Source organism: Ornithinicoccus halotolerans, from assembly GCF_009602535.1.
Taxonomy (GTDB): Bacteria; Actinomycetota; Actinomycetes; order Actinomycetales; family Dermatophilaceae; genus Ornithinicoccus; species Ornithinicoccus halotolerans.
This window is the reverse complement of record NZ_WIQI01000004.1, coordinates 14502-30344: the sequence shown is the minus strand read 5'-3', so window position 1 is coordinate 30344 and position 15843 is coordinate 14502. Positions and strand designations below refer to the sequence as shown.

The 15843-nt window shown below is 73.2% G+C and carries 17 protein-coding genes; 2 read left to right on the top strand and 15 right to left on the bottom strand.

Going from position 1 to position 15843, the window contains the following annotated elements:
• Positions 1–7: 7 nt before the first annotated feature.
• On the bottom strand, positions 8–931 hold the full coding sequence (ftsX, locus tag GFJ45_RS01740) for a permease-like cell division protein FtsX (protein WP_153393473.1): 924 nt from the start codon (positions 929–931) through the stop codon (positions 8–10).
• A complete protein-coding gene (ftsE, locus tag GFJ45_RS01735) occupies positions 928–1638 on the bottom strand; it encodes a cell division ATP-binding protein FtsE (RefSeq protein WP_153393470.1) in 711 nt (236 codons plus the stop codon). Before ftsE ends, ftsX begins: the two co-directional genes overlap by 4 nt.
• A gap of 258 nt (positions 1639–1896) precedes the next feature.
• Here ftsE and GFJ45_RS01730 point away from each other — a divergent pair, with 258 nt between their 5' ends.
• On the top strand, positions 1897–2622 hold the full coding sequence (locus GFJ45_RS01730) for a L,D-transpeptidase family protein (RefSeq protein ID WP_228386354.1): 726 nt from the start codon (positions 1897–1899) through the stop codon (positions 2620–2622).
• 33 nt (positions 2623–2655) lie between these two features.
• Here GFJ45_RS01730 and prfB read toward each other — a convergent pair whose 3' ends face one another.
• From prfB to GFJ45_RS01675, 11 genes are all read right to left on the bottom strand, one after another.
• Positions 2656–3771 (bottom strand): peptide chain release factor 2, encoded by a 1116-nt coding sequence (prfB, locus tag GFJ45_RS01725; protein ID WP_153393467.1) that lies wholly within the window; start codon positions 3769–3771, stop codon positions 2656–2658.
• 55 nt (positions 3772–3826) lie between these two features.
• A complete protein-coding gene (locus GFJ45_RS01720; RefSeq protein ID WP_228386352.1) occupies positions 3827–5290 on the bottom strand; it encodes a nitronate monooxygenase in 1464 nt (487 codons plus the stop codon).
• A gap of 125 nt (positions 5291–5415) precedes the next feature.
• Entirely contained in the window at positions 5416–5889 is a 474-nt protein-coding gene (locus GFJ45_RS01715; protein WP_153393464.1) for a hypothetical protein, read from the bottom strand.
• Positions 5886–6335 carry a pilus assembly protein gene (locus tag GFJ45_RS01710; protein ID WP_153393461.1) on the bottom strand — a complete coding sequence of 150 codons (450 nt, stop codon included), beginning with the start codon at positions 6333–6335 and terminating at the stop codon, positions 5886–5888. Before GFJ45_RS01710 ends, GFJ45_RS01715 begins: the two co-directional genes overlap by 4 nt.
• On the bottom strand, positions 6335–6721 hold the full coding sequence (locus tag GFJ45_RS01705; RefSeq protein WP_153393458.1) for a TadE family protein: 387 nt from the start codon (positions 6719–6721) through the stop codon (positions 6335–6337). The genes GFJ45_RS01710 and GFJ45_RS01705 overlap by 1 nt, the downstream gene beginning before the upstream one ends.
• Positions 6718–6945: a hypothetical protein gene (locus GFJ45_RS01700; RefSeq protein ID WP_228386350.1), complete on the bottom strand. Its 228-nt coding sequence runs from the start codon at positions 6943–6945 to the stop codon at positions 6718–6720. Before GFJ45_RS01700 ends, GFJ45_RS01705 begins: the two co-directional genes overlap by 4 nt.
• Before the next feature lie 40 nt (positions 6946–6985).
• A complete protein-coding gene (locus tag GFJ45_RS01695; RefSeq protein ID WP_153393455.1) occupies positions 6986–7903 on the bottom strand; it encodes a type II secretion system F family protein in 918 nt (305 codons plus the stop codon).
• On the bottom strand, positions 7900–8772 hold the full coding sequence (locus tag GFJ45_RS01690) for a type II secretion system F family protein (RefSeq protein WP_153393452.1): 873 nt from the start codon (positions 8770–8772) through the stop codon (positions 7900–7902). Before GFJ45_RS01690 ends, GFJ45_RS01695 begins: the two co-directional genes overlap by 4 nt.
• Positions 8769–10001, bottom strand: a complete 1233-nt coding sequence (locus tag GFJ45_RS01685; RefSeq protein WP_153393449.1) for a CpaF family protein — start codon at positions 9999–10001, stop codon at positions 8769–8771. Before GFJ45_RS01685 ends, GFJ45_RS01690 begins: the two co-directional genes overlap by 4 nt.
• Positions 10002–10176: 175 nt before the next feature.
• A complete protein-coding gene (locus tag GFJ45_RS01680) occupies positions 10177–10557 on the bottom strand; it encodes a hypothetical protein (protein WP_153393446.1) in 381 nt (126 codons plus the stop codon).
• Positions 10558–10575: 18 nt separating this feature from the next.
• Positions 10576–11790, bottom strand: coding sequence for a 3-hydroxyacyl-CoA dehydrogenase NAD-binding domain-containing protein (locus tag GFJ45_RS01675; protein ID WP_228386349.1), 1215 nt, complete (start codon positions 11788–11790; stop codon positions 10576–10578).
• A gap of 135 nt (positions 11791–11925) precedes the next feature.
• Between GFJ45_RS01675 and GFJ45_RS01670 the strand changes: the two genes are divergently transcribed.
• Positions 11926–13368: a vWA domain-containing protein gene (locus GFJ45_RS01670; protein WP_194288457.1), complete on the top strand. Its 1443-nt coding sequence runs from the start codon at positions 11926–11928 to the stop codon at positions 13366–13368.
• A 75-nt stretch (positions 13369–13443) separates the two neighbouring features.
• On the opposite strand, the gene miaB is transcribed toward GFJ45_RS01670, so the two are convergent.
• Positions 13444–14985 carry a tRNA (N6-isopentenyl adenosine(37)-C2)-methylthiotransferase MiaB gene (miaB, locus tag GFJ45_RS01665; protein WP_153393437.1) on the bottom strand — a complete coding sequence of 514 codons (1542 nt, stop codon included), beginning with the start codon at positions 14983–14985 and terminating at the stop codon, positions 13444–13446.
• 57 nt (positions 14986–15042) lie between these two features.
• Positions 15043–15789 carry a sulfite exporter TauE/SafE family protein gene (locus GFJ45_RS01660; protein WP_153393434.1) on the bottom strand — a complete coding sequence of 249 codons (747 nt, stop codon included), beginning with the start codon at positions 15787–15789 and terminating at the stop codon, positions 15043–15045.
• Between the last annotated feature and the right edge of the window lie 54 nt (positions 15790–15843).

Below are 15843 nucleotides of genomic sequence, written 5' to 3'. Positions count from 1 at the left end.
GGTCCTCTCAGACGCGAACGTGACGGATGAGGGCGAGCCAGGAGGTGACGATCGCCAGCAGCACCGCGCCGCCGACGAGGAAGGGGGCGACCAGCCACAGGTCGCTCGTGCCGATCAGGCCGATCATCCCGCCCTGTCCGGCGAGCAGCTCGGTGAGGAAGCCGGCGATCCCGTAGTGGACCATCGCCCACAGCAGGCCCACGGAGAGGGCGGCGCCGACGACCGTGGCCAGCAGCGTCTCCACGATGAACGGCAGGTGGATGGTGAAGGCGGAGGCCCCGACCATGCGCATGATCGTGGTCTCCCGGCGTCGGCTCCAGGCGGTCAGCCGGATGGTGGTGCTGATGAGCAGCACCGCGCAGATCACCATCGCCCCGGCCAGGGCGACCGCGGCCAGACTGACGGCGTTGAGGAACGTGAACAGCTTGTCCACGACCTCCCGCTGGTCCTCCACGCTCTCCACGCCCGGGGCGCCCTGGAAGGCGCTGGCGACCACCTCGTACTTGGTCGGGTCGGACAGCTGCACCCGGTAGCTCTCCGGGATCGCCTCGCGGGGCACGTTGTCCAGCACCGGGGAGTTGCGGAACTGCTCGCGGAAGCGCTGGTAGGCCTCCTCGTTGGACTCGTACCAGTACTCCTGCACCAGTGGGCGCAGCCCGTCGAGGTCACTGGCCAGCTGCTCGCGCTGGGCCTCGGTCACGCCGCCACCCGCGCAGGAGGCGACCTCGGCGGTGTCCTCCGTGCACAGGAAGATCGAGACCTGCACCTTGTCGTACCAGTAGCCCTGCAGGGTGTCGACCTGGCGCTGGGCCAGCAGCCCCATCCCCAGGAAGAACAGCGAGACCATGGTGACCAGCACCACCGAGATCACCATGGCGGTGTTGCGCCGCAGGCCGTTGCCGACTTCTCCGGCGAGGAAGCCGGGCTTCATCGGGCGGCCACCCCCTCGACCTCGATGGCCTCGTACTCGCCCCCGGCCTGGTCCCGCACGATGCGCCCGTCGCGCAGCTGCACCACGCGCTTGCGGAAGGTGTTGACGATGGAGGTGTCGTGCGTGGCCATCACCACGGTCGTGCCGGTGCGGTTGATCCGCTCCAGGATCGCCACGATCTCGGTGCTGGTGGTGGGGTCCAGGTTGCCGGTGGGCTCGTCGGCCAGCAGGATCGGCGGCTTGTTGACCATGGCGCGCGCGATCGCGACCCGCTGCTGCTCACCGCCGGAGAGCTCGTGCGGCAGCCGCTTGGCCTTGTCCTGCAGGCCCACCAGCTCCAGCGTCTCCGGCACCAGCTGCTTGATGGTGTGGCGTCGCTTGCCCAGCACCTGCAGCACGTAGGCGACGTTCTGGTACACCGTCTTGCCGGACAGCAGCCGGAAGTCCTGGAAGACGATCCCGATCTGGCGCCGCAGCGCCGGGATCCGCCGGGCCGGCAGCCGCGACAGGTCGTGCCCGGCGACGAGCACGCGACCCTCGGTGGCCTCGTGCTCCAGGATGATCAGCCGCATCAGCGTGGACTTGCCCGAGCCTGAGGCACCGACGACGAAGACGAACTCGCCGCGGCCGATCTCGACGTCGACCTCCTGCAGCGCCAAGGGGTCGCCCTTGGCGTATCGCATCGTGACGTTCTCGAAGGCAATCATCGCAACCGGACACTGACCCTTCTGGCGCGCGGGGCCGGTCACCCGGGGCGAAGGCGCCGGCCACCCGCAGCAGGGGCCTGCGGGCAGTGACGAGTGTGACACGCGGGCTCGGTGTGACCGTGGACATCCAGGTCACACCGGCGTTGCGGCTTCGTGACCGGATCGTGACCGGTCCCCGCCAACCGGCGTCCCGGTGCCCCGCGTCCTGCTGGGTGAGGGCCGCGGCAGGGGCGGCCCGACGAGGGGAGAGGGAGTGCTATGTCTCTGGATGCGATGACGCATGCCCGCCTCGACCGGCGCACGGTGCTGGCGGGTGGGGCTGCCGGTGTCGGGCTGGCGCTGGCGGGCGCGACGGTCACGGCGCCGCCGGCCGCGGCGGGCAGCCAGCTGCTACGACGCGGGGACCGCGGGAGCGGCGTGCTGGCGCTGCAGCGGTCGATGAACCGGCTGGGCTACTGGTGCGGCCGGGCCGACGGGGTCTTCGGGCACCTGACGCAGCAGGCGGTGTGGGCCGTGCAGAAGGCCGGCGGCGTCGCCCGTGACGGGGTGGTGGGGCCCGTTACCCGCGGCGTCCTCGACCGGGGCGTCGTGCCGCGGCCTGCCCACCCCCATGGCCGGCACATCGAGGTGGACCTGTCCCGTCAGTTGCTGCTGGAGGTCAGGTACGGCCGGACCCGCACGGTCCTGAACACCTCGACCGGTCACGGCGGCTACTACTGGTGGAACGGCCGGCGGCACCGGGCCTACACCCCGACCGGCTGGTTCCGGGTCTACTGGACCTACTCGGCCGGGTGGCAGTACGGACCGCTGGGTGCGCTGTACCGGCCGCAGTACTTCTACAAGGGCTGGGCGGTGCACGGCTCGGGGAGCATCCCGCCGTGGCCGGCCTCGCACGGCTGCTGCCGGGTCTCGACGGGCGCGATGAACCGGCTCTGGGCGACCGGGGCGATGCGGGACGGCCGGCGGGTGATTATCACCCGGTGACGGCGGCCGCTACCGGGAAGCGGGCCGTGGTGCTCAGCTCTCTCGGCGCTCCCGGCCGCGCTTCCAGCGGATGCCGGCCTGGATGAAGGCGTCGATGTCGCCGTCCAGCACCGCGGCTGCGCTGCCGACCTCGTGACCGGTCCGCAGGTCTTTGACCATCTGGTAGGGGTGCAGCACGTAGGAGCGCATCTGCTCGCCCCAGGAGGCCTTGATGTCGCCGGCCATCTCCTTGCGGGCGGCGTCCTCCTCCTGCTGCTTGAGCAGTAGCAGCCGGGACTGCAGCACCCTCAGCGCGGCGGCACGGTTCTGGATCTGGGACTTCTCGTTCTGCATCGAGACCACCACCCCGGTCGGGATGTGGGTCATCCGCACCGCCGAGTCGGTGGTGTTGACCGACTGGCCGCCGGGACCGGAGGAGCGGAAGACGTCGATCTTCAGCTCGGTCTCCGGGATCTCGATGTGGTCGGTCGACTCGATCAGCGGGACCACCTCGACGGCGGCGAAGCTGGTCTGCCGGCGGCCCTGGTTGTCGAACGGGCTGATCCGCACCAGCCGGTGGGTGCCGGCCTCGACCGAGAGGGTGCCGAAGGCGTAGGGCACCTTCACCTCGAAGGTGGCCGACTTCAGGCCGGCCTCCTCGGCGTAGGAGGTGTCCAGCACCTGCGTCGGATAGTCGTTGCGCTCGGCCCACCGCAGGTACATCCGCAGCAGCATCTCGGCGAAGTCGGCGGCGTCGACGCCGCCGGCGCCGGAGCGGATGGTGACGACCGCCTCCCGCTCGTCGTACTCGCCGTTGAGCAGCGTGCGCACCTCGAGCAGCTCGACCGCCCGACGCAGCGTGGCCAGCTCCTTCTCGGCCTCGGCGAGGGTGTCGGCGTCATCCTCCTCGCGGCCCAGCTCGACCATGGCCTCCAGGTCGCCGATGCGCTCCTCCATGGTCGCGACGCGGTCGTACTCGTGCCGCAGCCGGGACATCTGGCTGGTGACCTGCTGGGCGTGCTCCACGTCGTCCCACAGGTCGGGAGCGGAGGCCTGCGCCTCCAGGTCGGAGATCTGCGACTGCAGCCGGTCCAGGTCGGTCACCTCGCGCACCGACGCCATGGTCGTGCGCAGGTGCTTGATCTCGGTGTCGAAGTCCACAGCAGCCACGAGGGTCAAGCCTACGTGACCGGTCGCGGCGGCCGCGCCGCCCGGCCGTCGCCGCTCAGGCGACCTGGACGCGGCGCAGCGCGGTGGCCGGGACGCGGGCGACCAGCCAGTCGACCGCCTGCCGCGCCGACCAGCCCTGCACGTAGCGCCCGATCATCTGCTTGGCGCCGGCGAGGTCCTGCCCGAGGGTGACCAGCCGGGCCTCGGCGTAGCCGTCCTTGCGGTGCTGCCCCAGTCCGATGTTGGCCATCAGCCCGTTGCACAGGCACTTGCGGCCCACCGTCTCCTCCTCGGTGCCACCCTTCTTCAGGTACATGTGCACCGGCTCGGAGGAGCAGCGGTAGCCGACCTCGCCGTCCTCCCGCTCGTAGGGCTGGCGCAGGTAGGACAGGTCGCACAGCCGCGGCCGGTCCTCGTAGACCTGCTGCTCGCTGGCGGTGCCCTCCAGGGAGGCCACCTTGAACGGGAAGCCGGTGGGGCTGGCCCGCGGGTCGTTGCGCACGTCCAGCGTCCCGTCCCGCAGCCCGGCGAGCATCTGCCCGCGGGTCTCCTCGGTCAGGCCGCTCTCCAGCGACAACGCGAAGAGGGTGCCCACCTGCACGCCGGCGGCTCCCACCTCCAGCGCCTCGGCGACCCGCTCCGGCGTGCCGTAGGCGCCGGCCAGCCAGAACGGGAGGCCCAGCTCAACCATCTTGGCCAGGTTGGCGTCGTCACGCGGGCCGTAGACCGGCTGGCCGGTCTCGTCCAGCTGCATCTTGCCCCGGGGCGGCGCGCTGTGGCCGCCGGCCGGCGGGCCCTCCACGACGAAGCCGTCGGGCCGGATCTCGGGGTCCCGGTAGAGGTAGTTGGCCAGCGCGTCGACGGACACGATGGCCAGGAAGTTCGGCCGGCGCAGCTGTGCCGGCAGGTCCTCGCCGAGCAGGTCGACCGGGTCCACCTCGATGTGGCGGGTGAGGCTGCCGCCAGCGACGTCGGCGGTAATGCTGCCCACGCGGCCGGCACTCAGGTCGGTCAGCAGCTTCGGGATCTCACGGGGGATGCCGGCGCCCATGAGGACGTAGTCGACCCCGGCCAGGACCGCGCCGAGCAGCGCGGTGGGCGTGGCCATCTGCACCTTCTCGAGGCAGTTGATGCCGACGGCCCCGTCGTGGCCCTCCTTGGCCAGCCACACCTCGGCGAAGTTGCCGACGACGGCGAGCTCCTGGCCGGCTCGGGAGGTCTGCAGCGTGAGCTTGGGGACCGGCTTGTAGGGGGTGTCAGGGGCCTTGCCGCCCTCGATGAAGTACTTCTCCAGCACGCGCCCGGCCATCGCCGGGGAGGGGAAGTGGGCGAGGGCGCGGCGCATGTGGCCGCCGGGGTCGCCCTCCTGCAGGCGGCGCGACAGCACGGCGTCCATGGCGGTGCCGCTGACGACACCCATCTGGCCGGACATGCTGACCTCGCGGGCGAGCTGCCAGGACGAGACGGCGACGCCCATGCCGCCCTGGATGACGACGGGGAGAGTGGTAGGAGCCGACAACTGGCCTCCTCAATTGAGCGGTCGAGCACCACGGTGTTACGGGACCGTAGGTTTCGCTTCCGTAACCTACGGTAGCGTAGGAATGGCGACCTGTCGCATTGTCGGGCAACCTCGCAGGTCAGCCGCTACCCACCGCCCGGTATGCCGTCGGTCACGTACTCCGATCGCGCACGTGAGGTCACCGTGATGCTCACCGACCCGCCGAGCGCGTCCAGGACCGCGCTCACCGCCGGGACCTGCACGACCCCGTGCAGCTGGACGACGGCGGTGCGGCCGTCCGGGCTGCCGGTGCCCTCCCCGAGCCGCCAGGCACTGATCCGCGTCGGCCGCTCCCGCGCCGCGAGGTGGGCGTGCGCGGCCTCCCGCACGGTGGCGTCGCTGAGCGGCAACCCGGCGGCCACGCCGGAGCGATAGGCGCTCTCCAGGTCCACGGCGTCGGCCGCGTCGAGGGCGGCCGCGTCGGCGGCGTCCAGCAGGTGGATCCGCCCCAGGTGCAGCGCGGTCGCCCCGACCCCGCTGAGCAGCAGCGTGAGGGCCACCATGGTCATCCCCAGCAGCAGGATGCTGATCTGCCCCGACTCTCCGTCGCTTGTTCTCACGGCAGGCTCCGGTACTCGTCGACGACCTCCAGGTGTGAGGCCGTCACGGTTACGTGCCCGGGGAGGACGTCGCGGGCGAAGTCCGGCACCAGCAGCAGCGGCACCCGCAGCTCTCCTTGGACAGAGACCTGGTTCCCGGGAGACAGGCAGGGCCGGGTGTCGCAACCGACCGTGAGGGTGGCGTCCTCGAGGCCGAACCCGTGGGAGGCGAGCACGACCCCCGCCGCGGTCTCGGCCCGGAGGCCGGCGTCGTCGGGGCTGTCTGCGGTGGCGTACCCACGGCCGGCCTCCCGGACCGCGGCCGTCACCGCGTAGGCGCCGGCCTGCACCCGGGCGACGGTCCCGACGAGCAGCAGCACCGGCGCGGTGAGCAGTACCAGCAGGAAGGCCGTCTCGACGAGCACCCCGCCTCGCTCCCGGTCCTGGCCTGGCGGCAACCGCAGCATCACTGGTCCTCGGCGTAGGCCTGGCCCGAGACCTCCATCGTCCGTGGCGGCCCGAGCGGTCCCACCAGCGGTAGCGGCAGGCTCACCCGCACCCGGACGACGCTCACACCGCTGTCCAGCAGCGCACGGTCGGCGCTGACCCGGGTGCCGGACCGGCCCTGCAGGGTCGTGGCCAGCAGCTCCTCGGTGCGCGCGGCGCCGTCTCCGGGAGTCAGGTCGGCGCGCGCGCCGACCCGGGCACCTTCCACAGCGTGGGCGGTCGCCGTGTTGCGCACGTGCAGCGCGTAGCCGAGCTGCAGCATGGCGAGGAACAGGACGGCGAGCAGCCCGGAGACGAGGGCGAAGTCGGCCGCCGCGGCGCCGCGCTCCCGCCCACCCGCGGTCACTGGCCGGTGACGCCCGACACTGAGCTGGCGAACAGGTCGGTGAGCAGCGGCTCGGCCACCAGCCACAGCGCGGCGACCAGGCCCGCGGTCATCACCGTGACCAGTACCCAGCCCGGCACGTCCCCGCGCTCGGGCTCACTGGTCCACAACCGCAGCCGGGCCCGCACGCCGGGGCGGACCAAGCCCTCACGCAGGGCACGGTGGGCGGTGAGCAGTCGGGTCATGGTGCTGTCCTCTCATGGTTGGGGATGAGATGGTCCGGGGTCACAGCGAGACCCGGAGCATGGAGAAACCCGGGTAGACGGCGAACAGGACGGTGACGGGGAGCACCAGGAACACGACCGGGACCATCATCGCGATCTCACGCCGCCCGCCTTCCTCGATGAGCGCCTGCCGTCCGGCCTCGCGGGCGTCGGCGGCCTGGGCCCGAAGCACGTCCCCGAGCGGCGTGCCACGCTCGAGGGCCACCACGAGCCCGTCCACGAAGCGGGTGACCGGCGGGCTGGCGGTCCGGACGCTGAGCCCGTGCAGTGCCTGCGGGAGGGTCGCGCCGGTGCGAGCCTCGCTTAGACAGAGCTCGAGCTCCCGGGACAGCTCACCGCTGGACATCCGCGAGACCCGCTCCAGGGCCTCGGCCGTGCTCTCCCCTGCCGTCACGGCCAGCGCGAGCAGCTCGGCCACCGCAGGCAGCTCCCCGACGAGGCGACGCTCCCGGCGTCGCGCCTGCTGCCCCAGTGCCCAGTCCCGACCCAGCGCCCCGCCGAGCGCGGCCGCCAGGCAGACCACCGCCACCGCGACCAGACTGGCGTCGCGGACCCACCACAGTGCTCCGCCGAGGGCGAGCGCGAGGCAGCTACCCGCGAGGCCCCAGAGCGCCTGCTGCACCCGGAACGCCTCGACCTCCTCGGCGTGACCCGCCCGCCGCAGCCGCTCCCGCAACGCGGCGTCGCCGCCCAGCAGCCGGCCCAGCGCCCCGGCCGTGTGGGTCCGCACCCAGGACGCGAACCGGGGCAGCCGGGCCAGCTCCCGCTCGCGGGCCCGGGTGCCGATCGGGTCCAGATATGGCTCCACCCGGGAGAGGAAGTCGGTGCGGCCAGGCAGCGGTAGCCCGCGCCAGACCAGCAGCAGACCTGCCGCCAGCGTCCCGCCGAGGGCGGCGCCTGCCGCCACCGCGGCGGTCATCGCAGCACCCGCTGTTCCTCCGGGAGCCGCCCGATCCGAAGCATCAGCCGGTAGGCGAGCAGGGAGGCGACGGCACCGACCACCAGCACGACGACCCCGCCCGGCTCCCGGTACGCCTCCAGGGCGGTGCCGCGGGTGGCGAGCATCAACAGGACCAGCCAGGGGGCTGCGAGCGCCAGCCGGGCGGCATTGACGGTCCAGGACTGCCGAGCGGCGAGCTCGGCCCGGGCCCGGCCGTCGGCCCGCAGGAACTCCGACAGCGTGCGCAGCAGCCGGCCCAGGTCCGTCCCACCCACCTCCCGGGCGATGCGCAACGCCTCGACCAGCCGGTCGGCGACCGGGTCAGCCATCCGGTCCTTCAGCCCGTCCAGCGCGTCGACGAACCGGCCGGTCGCCCGGTAGTCGAGGGCGAACGCCGCGAACGGCTCCCGCAACGGTCCCGGCCCTCGGTCCGACAGCTGCACCAGCGCCTCGGGCAGCGCCAGGCCTGCGCGCACGGCCGAGGCAACGTGGTCGATGGCCTCCGGCCACACCTCCCGCAGCTCCGCCCGGCGCCGGCGGGCCCGGGCCCGGACCGTCACCGGGACCGCGGCCGCTCCCATGAGACCGAACGCCACGGCGATCGCCGGGACACCGGTGACCGCCGCCGCCAGCACCGCCACGACGGCCGCGACCAGGACCGACAGGGCCGCCAAGGTGGACAGCCCGAGCCCGCCCAGACCCGCCAGCAGCACGTCGTCGCGCCACCGGTCGCGGTAGCGGCCCACCGCACCGGGCGCCCCGGACCGCGGTTCCGGGGCGGGCCATAAGGACCACCACACCAGGGCCAGGCCCACGCCGAGGAGCAGCCCGAGGAACGACCCGGTCACGGCCGGGCCTCCAGGAGCCGCGCCAGGTCCAGCCCGGCCCGGCGGAACCGCTCCTCGTGCGGCGGGAACCCTTCCGCGCGGTGCAGGACCCCGTCCCGCGACCGGAACAGGTCGGCGACCTCCACCACGTCGCCCTCGGCCCGCCCGGGCAACGCCACGATCTCGTGCACACAGCGCTGGCCGTCCCCCTCCAGCGCGACATGGACGACCAGGTCCACCGAGGCCGCGACGGTGGGCACGACGAAGCTGCTGCTGACGTTGGGCCCGGCCAGCAACGGCAGAGTGCACAGCTTGGTGACCGCCTCGCGGGCGCTGTTGGCGTGCACGGTGGCCATGCCCGGCAGCCCGCTGTTGAGCGCGACCAGCAGATCGAGCGACTCCGCCTGCCGCACCTCGCCCACCACGAGTCGGGAGGGACGCATCCGCAGCGCCTCCTTGACCAGCCGCCGCAGCGGCACCTCCCCGGTCCCCTCCAGGCTCGGCTGCCGGCACTGCATCGCCGCCACGTCTCTGAGCGGCAGTCGCAGTTCGAAGACCTCCTCGCAGGTGACCACCCGCTCCTGGGGCGGGATGGCCGCTGCCAGGCAGTTCAGGAGCGTCGTCTTCCCGGCCTGCGTGCCTCCAGCCACCACAACGTTGAGGCCGGCGACGACGGCTGCCTCCAGGAAGTCGGCCGCCTGTCGGGTGAGGGTGCCGAGCCGCACCAGGTCGTCGAGGTGGTCGGCGGCGACCACGAACTTGCGGATGTTCACCGCCCAGTGGCGGCGGGTGATGTCAGGGATCACGACGTGCAGCCGGCTGCCGTCCGGCAGCGCGGCGTCGACGAACGGCGCCGACAGGTCGACCCGCCGCCCGGACGTGCGCAGCATCCGCTCCACCAGGTCGCGCACCTGCTGCTCGGTCAGCAGGGTCGGAGTCAGCTCCGCGCGGCCGTGCCGGGCGACGAACACCCGGGAGGGCTCGTTGATCCACAGCTCCTCGACCGAGGGGTCGTCCAGGTAGGGCTGCAACGGGCCGAAGCCGGCCACCGCGTCGAGCACCGCGCGACCGGCCTCCTGGGCGTCAGCCAGCGGCGGCTGCCCGGTGAGCAGGGCGCGCTCCTCGTAGTCGGCGACGGCCTCGTCGACGAGGGCACGTACCCGCGCCTCGTCGCGCGCCGGGTCCACCCGGTCGCGCCGGATGCGCTCCCGGACGTCGGTCTCCAGTGTCTCTACGGCTGTGCCCTGCACGGCTGGCCCTTCGACGACTCACCCACCGGCTGCGCCGCGGCAGCGGTGCCGCAGCACCCGGCCTTTGTACCTTGACCGGGCCACCCAGGAAAACACCTTCGGCTGACTCTTGAGCCGCCGTTCCGGCGAAGCTGTGGACAACCCTCGCGCGGGGCCCGGCGGGGCCCTCGCCGTGTCAGTCCATCCGGCCCATGGCCAGGCCGGCCACCACACCCACGACGGCGGCTCCCAGCACGAGCCCGGCCGCCCAGGCCGGCGCGAACTGGAACATGGCGATCCCCAACGGCATCAGCAGGGCGTTGACCGCGATGGCCGGGGCCTGCGCGCGGGGGTGCCGCAGCCACAGGCCCACCGCGATGTAACCGAGGCCGACCACGAACACCACCATGGTCACCACCGACATGATCACCACGACCGGGTCGGTGCCCCGGCCCTGGATCAGCTGCCAGAGGTAGTACAGCGCGAACCCGGCCAGCGCGGTCGCCTCCACACCCGCCACGGCCGCGGCGACCCGGCCCGCGGTCTCCTCGCGGCGGCTGGGGGCGTCGGGGATCACGGGGGCCAGCCTAGGCGGCTACCGGACGGTCTCCTGCAGCGCCGGGCTGGGCCGGTAGCGGCCGCCGGGGTGGGCGGCGTCGAGCTCGGCGAGCACCCCGAGGACCCGGCCGGCGCCGAGCTCGGCGAGCCACCCGAACGGGCCCCGCGGGTAGTTGGTGCCCAGCCGCATCGCGGTGTCGACGTCCTCGGCGCTGGCCTCCCCGCGGTGGGCCAGGTCGACCCCCTCGTTGACCAGCATCGCGAGCGTGCGCGCGACCGGGTCGGTGACGACCGGGCCGCCCACGAGCCGGGCCACCAGGTCCCGGTCCGGCTCGGCGTCCAGCGGGCGGCCCGCCTCGTCGTAGCGGAAAACTCCCCGGCCCGTCTTGCGCCCCAGCCGGCCGTCGCGCACCAGCGCCCGCTGGTAGTCCGTGGGCTCGTACCGCGGGTCACGCCCGGTCTGCTCCCAGACGCTGGTGCCCACGTCGAGGTTGACGTCCTGGCCGATCAGGTCGGTCAGCTCCATCGGCCCCATCCGGAAGCCGCCGTGCTCCCGCAGCGCCAGGTCCACGCTGGCCGGGTCCATGACCCCGGCCGCCACCATCCGCTGCGCCTCCCCGTAGAACGGCCGTGCCACCCGGTTGACGATGAACCCGGGCGTGCTCCGGCACCGCACCGGTGTCTTGCCCCAGCGCTGCACCAGCGCGGCGGCGTCGGCCGCCACGCCCGCGTCCGTGGTGCTCCCACTCACCACCTCGACCAGCGCCATCAGCGGCGGCGGGTTGAAGAAGTGCAGCCCCACCACCCGGCCCGGCGCGGGGACGCCGTCGGCGACGGCGGACACGTCCAGGCTGGAGGTGTTGGTGGCCAGCACCGCATCCTCCCCCAGGCGCCCGGCCAGCGCGGCGAACAGCTGCTGCTTGACCGCCAGGTCCTCCACGACCGCCTCCACGACGAGCCGCACCGGGGGCAGCGCGGTGACGTCACCGCCGGCCACGTCATGGGCGGTCAACCGCGCCAGCACCTGCTCACGCTCCGGTGCCGTCATCCGACCCTTGTCCACCAGCCGCTGCAGCGTCCCGGCGAGCCGCTGCAGCGACCCGGCCGCGGCTCCGGGCCGGGCATCGGCCAGGTGCACCGGGTGACCGGCCTGCGCGGCGACCTGGGCGATACCGGTCCCCATCGCCCCGGCCCCCACGACGGCCACCGGCAGGTCGGCGGGGTCGGTCGTGGCCAGCGACGTCCTCGTCATGGCGGGCATTGTCGCAGCGGGCCCGTGCCGGCGGCCCCAACCCCCCGCCGCTACGCTCAGGTGCGGTCGGGCCCGACGGTGGCGCGACGAGGGACGGGGACGGCTGGAGGGGGCCTTGTGCGCACCATGGCGAGGATGACGAGAGCGACCGGCCGGCCGGTGGTCGCGGCCGCCGCCGGGCTGGCGCTGCTGGCCGGTTGCGGCGGCGGTGACCCGCCCGAGGCAGCCGTGGAACCCAGCGCCGACGCCGCGGCGGCCACCAGCGCCGGACCCGACGAGGCTGTGCAGACCGCGGACGCCGGCACGGACGAGGAGGGGGTCACCGCGACGGCAGCCGGCGGCTTCCGGGCCCCGGAGGTGGTCCCGGTCCCGTTCGACGACGCCCCCCGCGAGCTCACCGCCCTGGAACGGTCACTGCTGCGCGAGCCCGGTCCCTACGCCGGTGACGGCTACGACCAGGACGCCGTTATCGAGGCCGCACGGTCCCACCACCCGACCACCGCCGAGGAGTGGGGCCAGGCGATCCTGGCGCAGATCCACGAGGACTACGCCGCGGACGTCATGGACACCGTCCGGTTCGACCCCTCGATCGCCGAGAACGCGGCCGACCCCGAGGAGCAGCAGCCCGAGGAGGGCCAGGCCGTCGGGAGCAACCACGTCGCCCTCGTGCTGGACGCCAGCGGCTCGATGGCCGCCGACTCGGCGAACGGGTCGCGCATGGACGAGGCCAAGGCGGCGATGCTCGGCTTCGTCGAGTCGTTGCCCGAGGGCACCTTCGTCACGCTCCGGGTCTACGGCCACGAGGGCAACAACCTGGAGGTCGACAAGGAGGAGTCCTGCGCCTCCAGCGAGCTGGTCTTCGACGGGCCGGCCGCCTACCTGGAGGGCCTGGAGGGCACCCTCGGCAACGTCGAGCCGACCGGCTGGACCCCGCTGGCGATGGCCATCCGGGACGCTGCCGCAGACGTCCCCGCGGACGCCACCGACAGCATCGTCTACGTCGTCACCGACGGGATCGAGTCCTGCGGGGGTGACCCCGTCGCGGCCGCGAAGAAGCTGGCCGGCAGCGGCATCGAGCCGATCGTCAACGTCGTCGGCTTCCAGACCGGTGACGCCGACACCGAGCAGCTGCAGGCCATCGCTGCGGCCGGCGGCGGCGAGTTCACCGCGGCCGGCTCCCAGCAGGACCTGGAGGACTACTGGGACGAGGAGTACTCCCGGATGATGAGCGCCTGGAACGAGTGGAGGTCCGAGGCGCTGAAGTCGATCAACGAGCAGGGCCGGGCCAACATGCGCGAGGCCGACGAGGTGGGCCAGCGGATCATGGCAGCGGCCAACCGGGAGAAGGACCGCGGGATGGACATCTCCGAGGCCCTGGCCGACGAGCTGGAGTACGAGGTCAAGACCGGGATCTGGAGGTTCTTCTACGACCGCGGCACGGAGATCTGGAGATACGGCTACGACACCAAGACCGCCAACTGGAGCGCCGCGTACGACCAGAAGGTCACTCGCTGGCAGGACGCCTACCGCACCGGCACCGCCAAGTGGAGCGAGTACTACGAGAAGCGGACCGGCTGACCCGGCACTGGACGCACTGGGCGCACTGGGCCGCAGCGCCGTGGCAGCCCGCCGCTACCGCGGGGGGCGAACCGGTCAGGAGCAGCAGGGCGCCTGGACCGGCGTGGTGGGCGTCGCCGGCTTGCCGACCGTGGGCATGCCCAGGCCGACCTTGGGCCGGCCGGCGTCGGGCTGGTCCTGCAGCGCCGCCCAGGCGTCCCCACCGCGGGTGCGGCGGACCCGGTAGGTGCCGCCCTGCAGCGCCGAGTCGGCCACCAGGTGGTGCGGGGCCCCGTAGGTCACCTGCACGGTGACCAGGTCGCCCGGGCGCGGCGCCGCCACGTCGGGCCGCTGCGGCAGCGCGAAGTGCACCAGCCGGTTGTCGCGGGCACGGCCGGACAGCCGGTGGGTCTCGGCGTCCTTGCGGCCCTCCCCGGGCGCGACCAGAACCTCCACCTCACGGCCCTCCAGCTCGCGGTTCCCGGCCCAGGAGACCTCCTCCTGCACCGCGATGAGCCGGTCGAACCGCTCCTGGACGACCTCCTTGGGCAGCTGCCCGTCCATCTCGGCCGCCGGGGTGCCCGGGCGGATGGAGTACTGGAAGGTGAAGGCGCTGGAGAATCGGCTGGCGCGGACCACGTCGAGGGTGCCCTGGAAGTCCTCCTCGGTCTCCCCCGGGAACCCCACGATGATGTCGGTGGTGATGGCGGCGTCCGGGATGCGCTCGCGGACGGCGTCGAGGATCCGCAGGAACCGGCTGCTGCGGTAGGAGCGGCGCATCGCCTTCAGGACCCGGTCCGAGCCGGACTGCAGCGGCATGTGCAGGCTGGGCATGACGTTCGGCGTCTCGGCCATCGCGTCGATGACGTCCTCGGTGAAGGCGGCCGGGTGCGGGCTGGTGAAGCGGACCCGCTCCAGCCCCTCGATCTCCCCGCACGCGCGCAGCAGCTTGCCGAACGCCCGCCGATCGCCGAACTCGACCCCGTAGGTGTTGACGTTCTGCCCGAGCAGGGTCACCTCGACGACGCCCTGCTCCACCAGCGCGCGGATCTCGGCGAGGATGTCGCCGGGCCGGCGGTCGCGCTCCTTGCCGCGCAGGCTGGGCACGATGCAGAAGGTGCAGGTGTTGTTGCAGCCCACCGAGATGGACACCCAGCCGCTGTAGGCGCTGTCGCGCCGGGTCGGCAGCGTGGAGGGGAAGGTCTCCAGCGCCTCCAGGATCTCCACCTCGGCGGCCTTGTTGTGGCGTGCCCGGTCCAGCAGCGCCGGCAGCGAGCCGATGTTGTGGGTGCCGAACACGACGTCGACCCAGGGCGCCTTCTCCACGATGGTGGAGCGGTCCTTCTGCGCCAGGCAGCCACCCACCGCGATCTGCATCTGCGGGTTGCGCTGCTTGGCCGGGCGCAGCTGGCCCAGGTTGCCGTAGAGCTTGTTCGCGGCGTTCTCGCGGACCGCGCAGGTGTTGAAGACGACCACGTCCGCGGTGTCCGGCCGCTCCCCCGGCGCCAGGCTGGCCAGGTCCACGTAGCCCGCGGTCTCCAGCAGCCCGGAGAGCCGCTCGGAGTCGTGCACGTTCATCTGGCACCCGTGGGTGCGCACGTCGTAGGTCTTGGGCGTCGCGCCGGCTGCAGTGGTCATGGCACCCACCAGGGTAGTGGCCGCGCGCGGGTGCCCGGTGTGGCGCCGGCCGCCGCCTCAGAGCGTGGTCAGCCCCCGCACCAGCACCACCGCCCCGCCGGTCAGCGCCACCGACACGGCGACCGCCCGGCCCCGGTGCTGCGGGACGCGCCGGGCGAGCAGGCCACCGGCCAGCACCCCCGCCGCTACCCCCGCGACGACAGCCGGCCACACGGTCCACGGCACCGACCCGGGCGGGATCCCGGTGCCCACCGCCAGCTTGGTGATCACCGAGGTGGCGTTGGCGCACAGGAACAGCGGCTGCAACGTTGCGGCGAAGGAGCGGTGCTCCCACCGGGTCGCCAACGCGTAGACGGTCATGGCCGGTCCGGCCACGCCCGCGGTGGTGTTCATGAACCCCCCGATGACGCCGGCGCCCCAGCCGGCCCCGCGGCCCCCGACGGCGGCCTGCCGGCGCAGCAGCCAGGACGCGCCGAGGGCGGCCAGCACGCTGCCGCCGAGCACGACGTTGAGCACGGCCGGGTCGGCAGCGCGGACCACCGCCGCACCGATGACCGAGCCGACGACGAGCAGCGGCGCCACGTGCCAGAACCGCGACCAGTCGACGGAGCGCCGCATCGCGCCCCAGATCAGCAGCGCACCGGCGACCGCCCCGACGTTGCTGAGCGTGACGCCCACCACCGGCCCGAGCAGCAGCGAGAGGATCGGGGCGGCGACCAGCCCCAGGCCCAGCCCAGCCACCCGCTGCAGGGTGGCGCCGAGGGCGAAGACCACCAGGACGGCGGCGGCGATGGCCACGCTCACCTGCGGGTCGACCCCATCACGCGCGTCAGGATACCCAGCCCTCTAGGCTCGAAC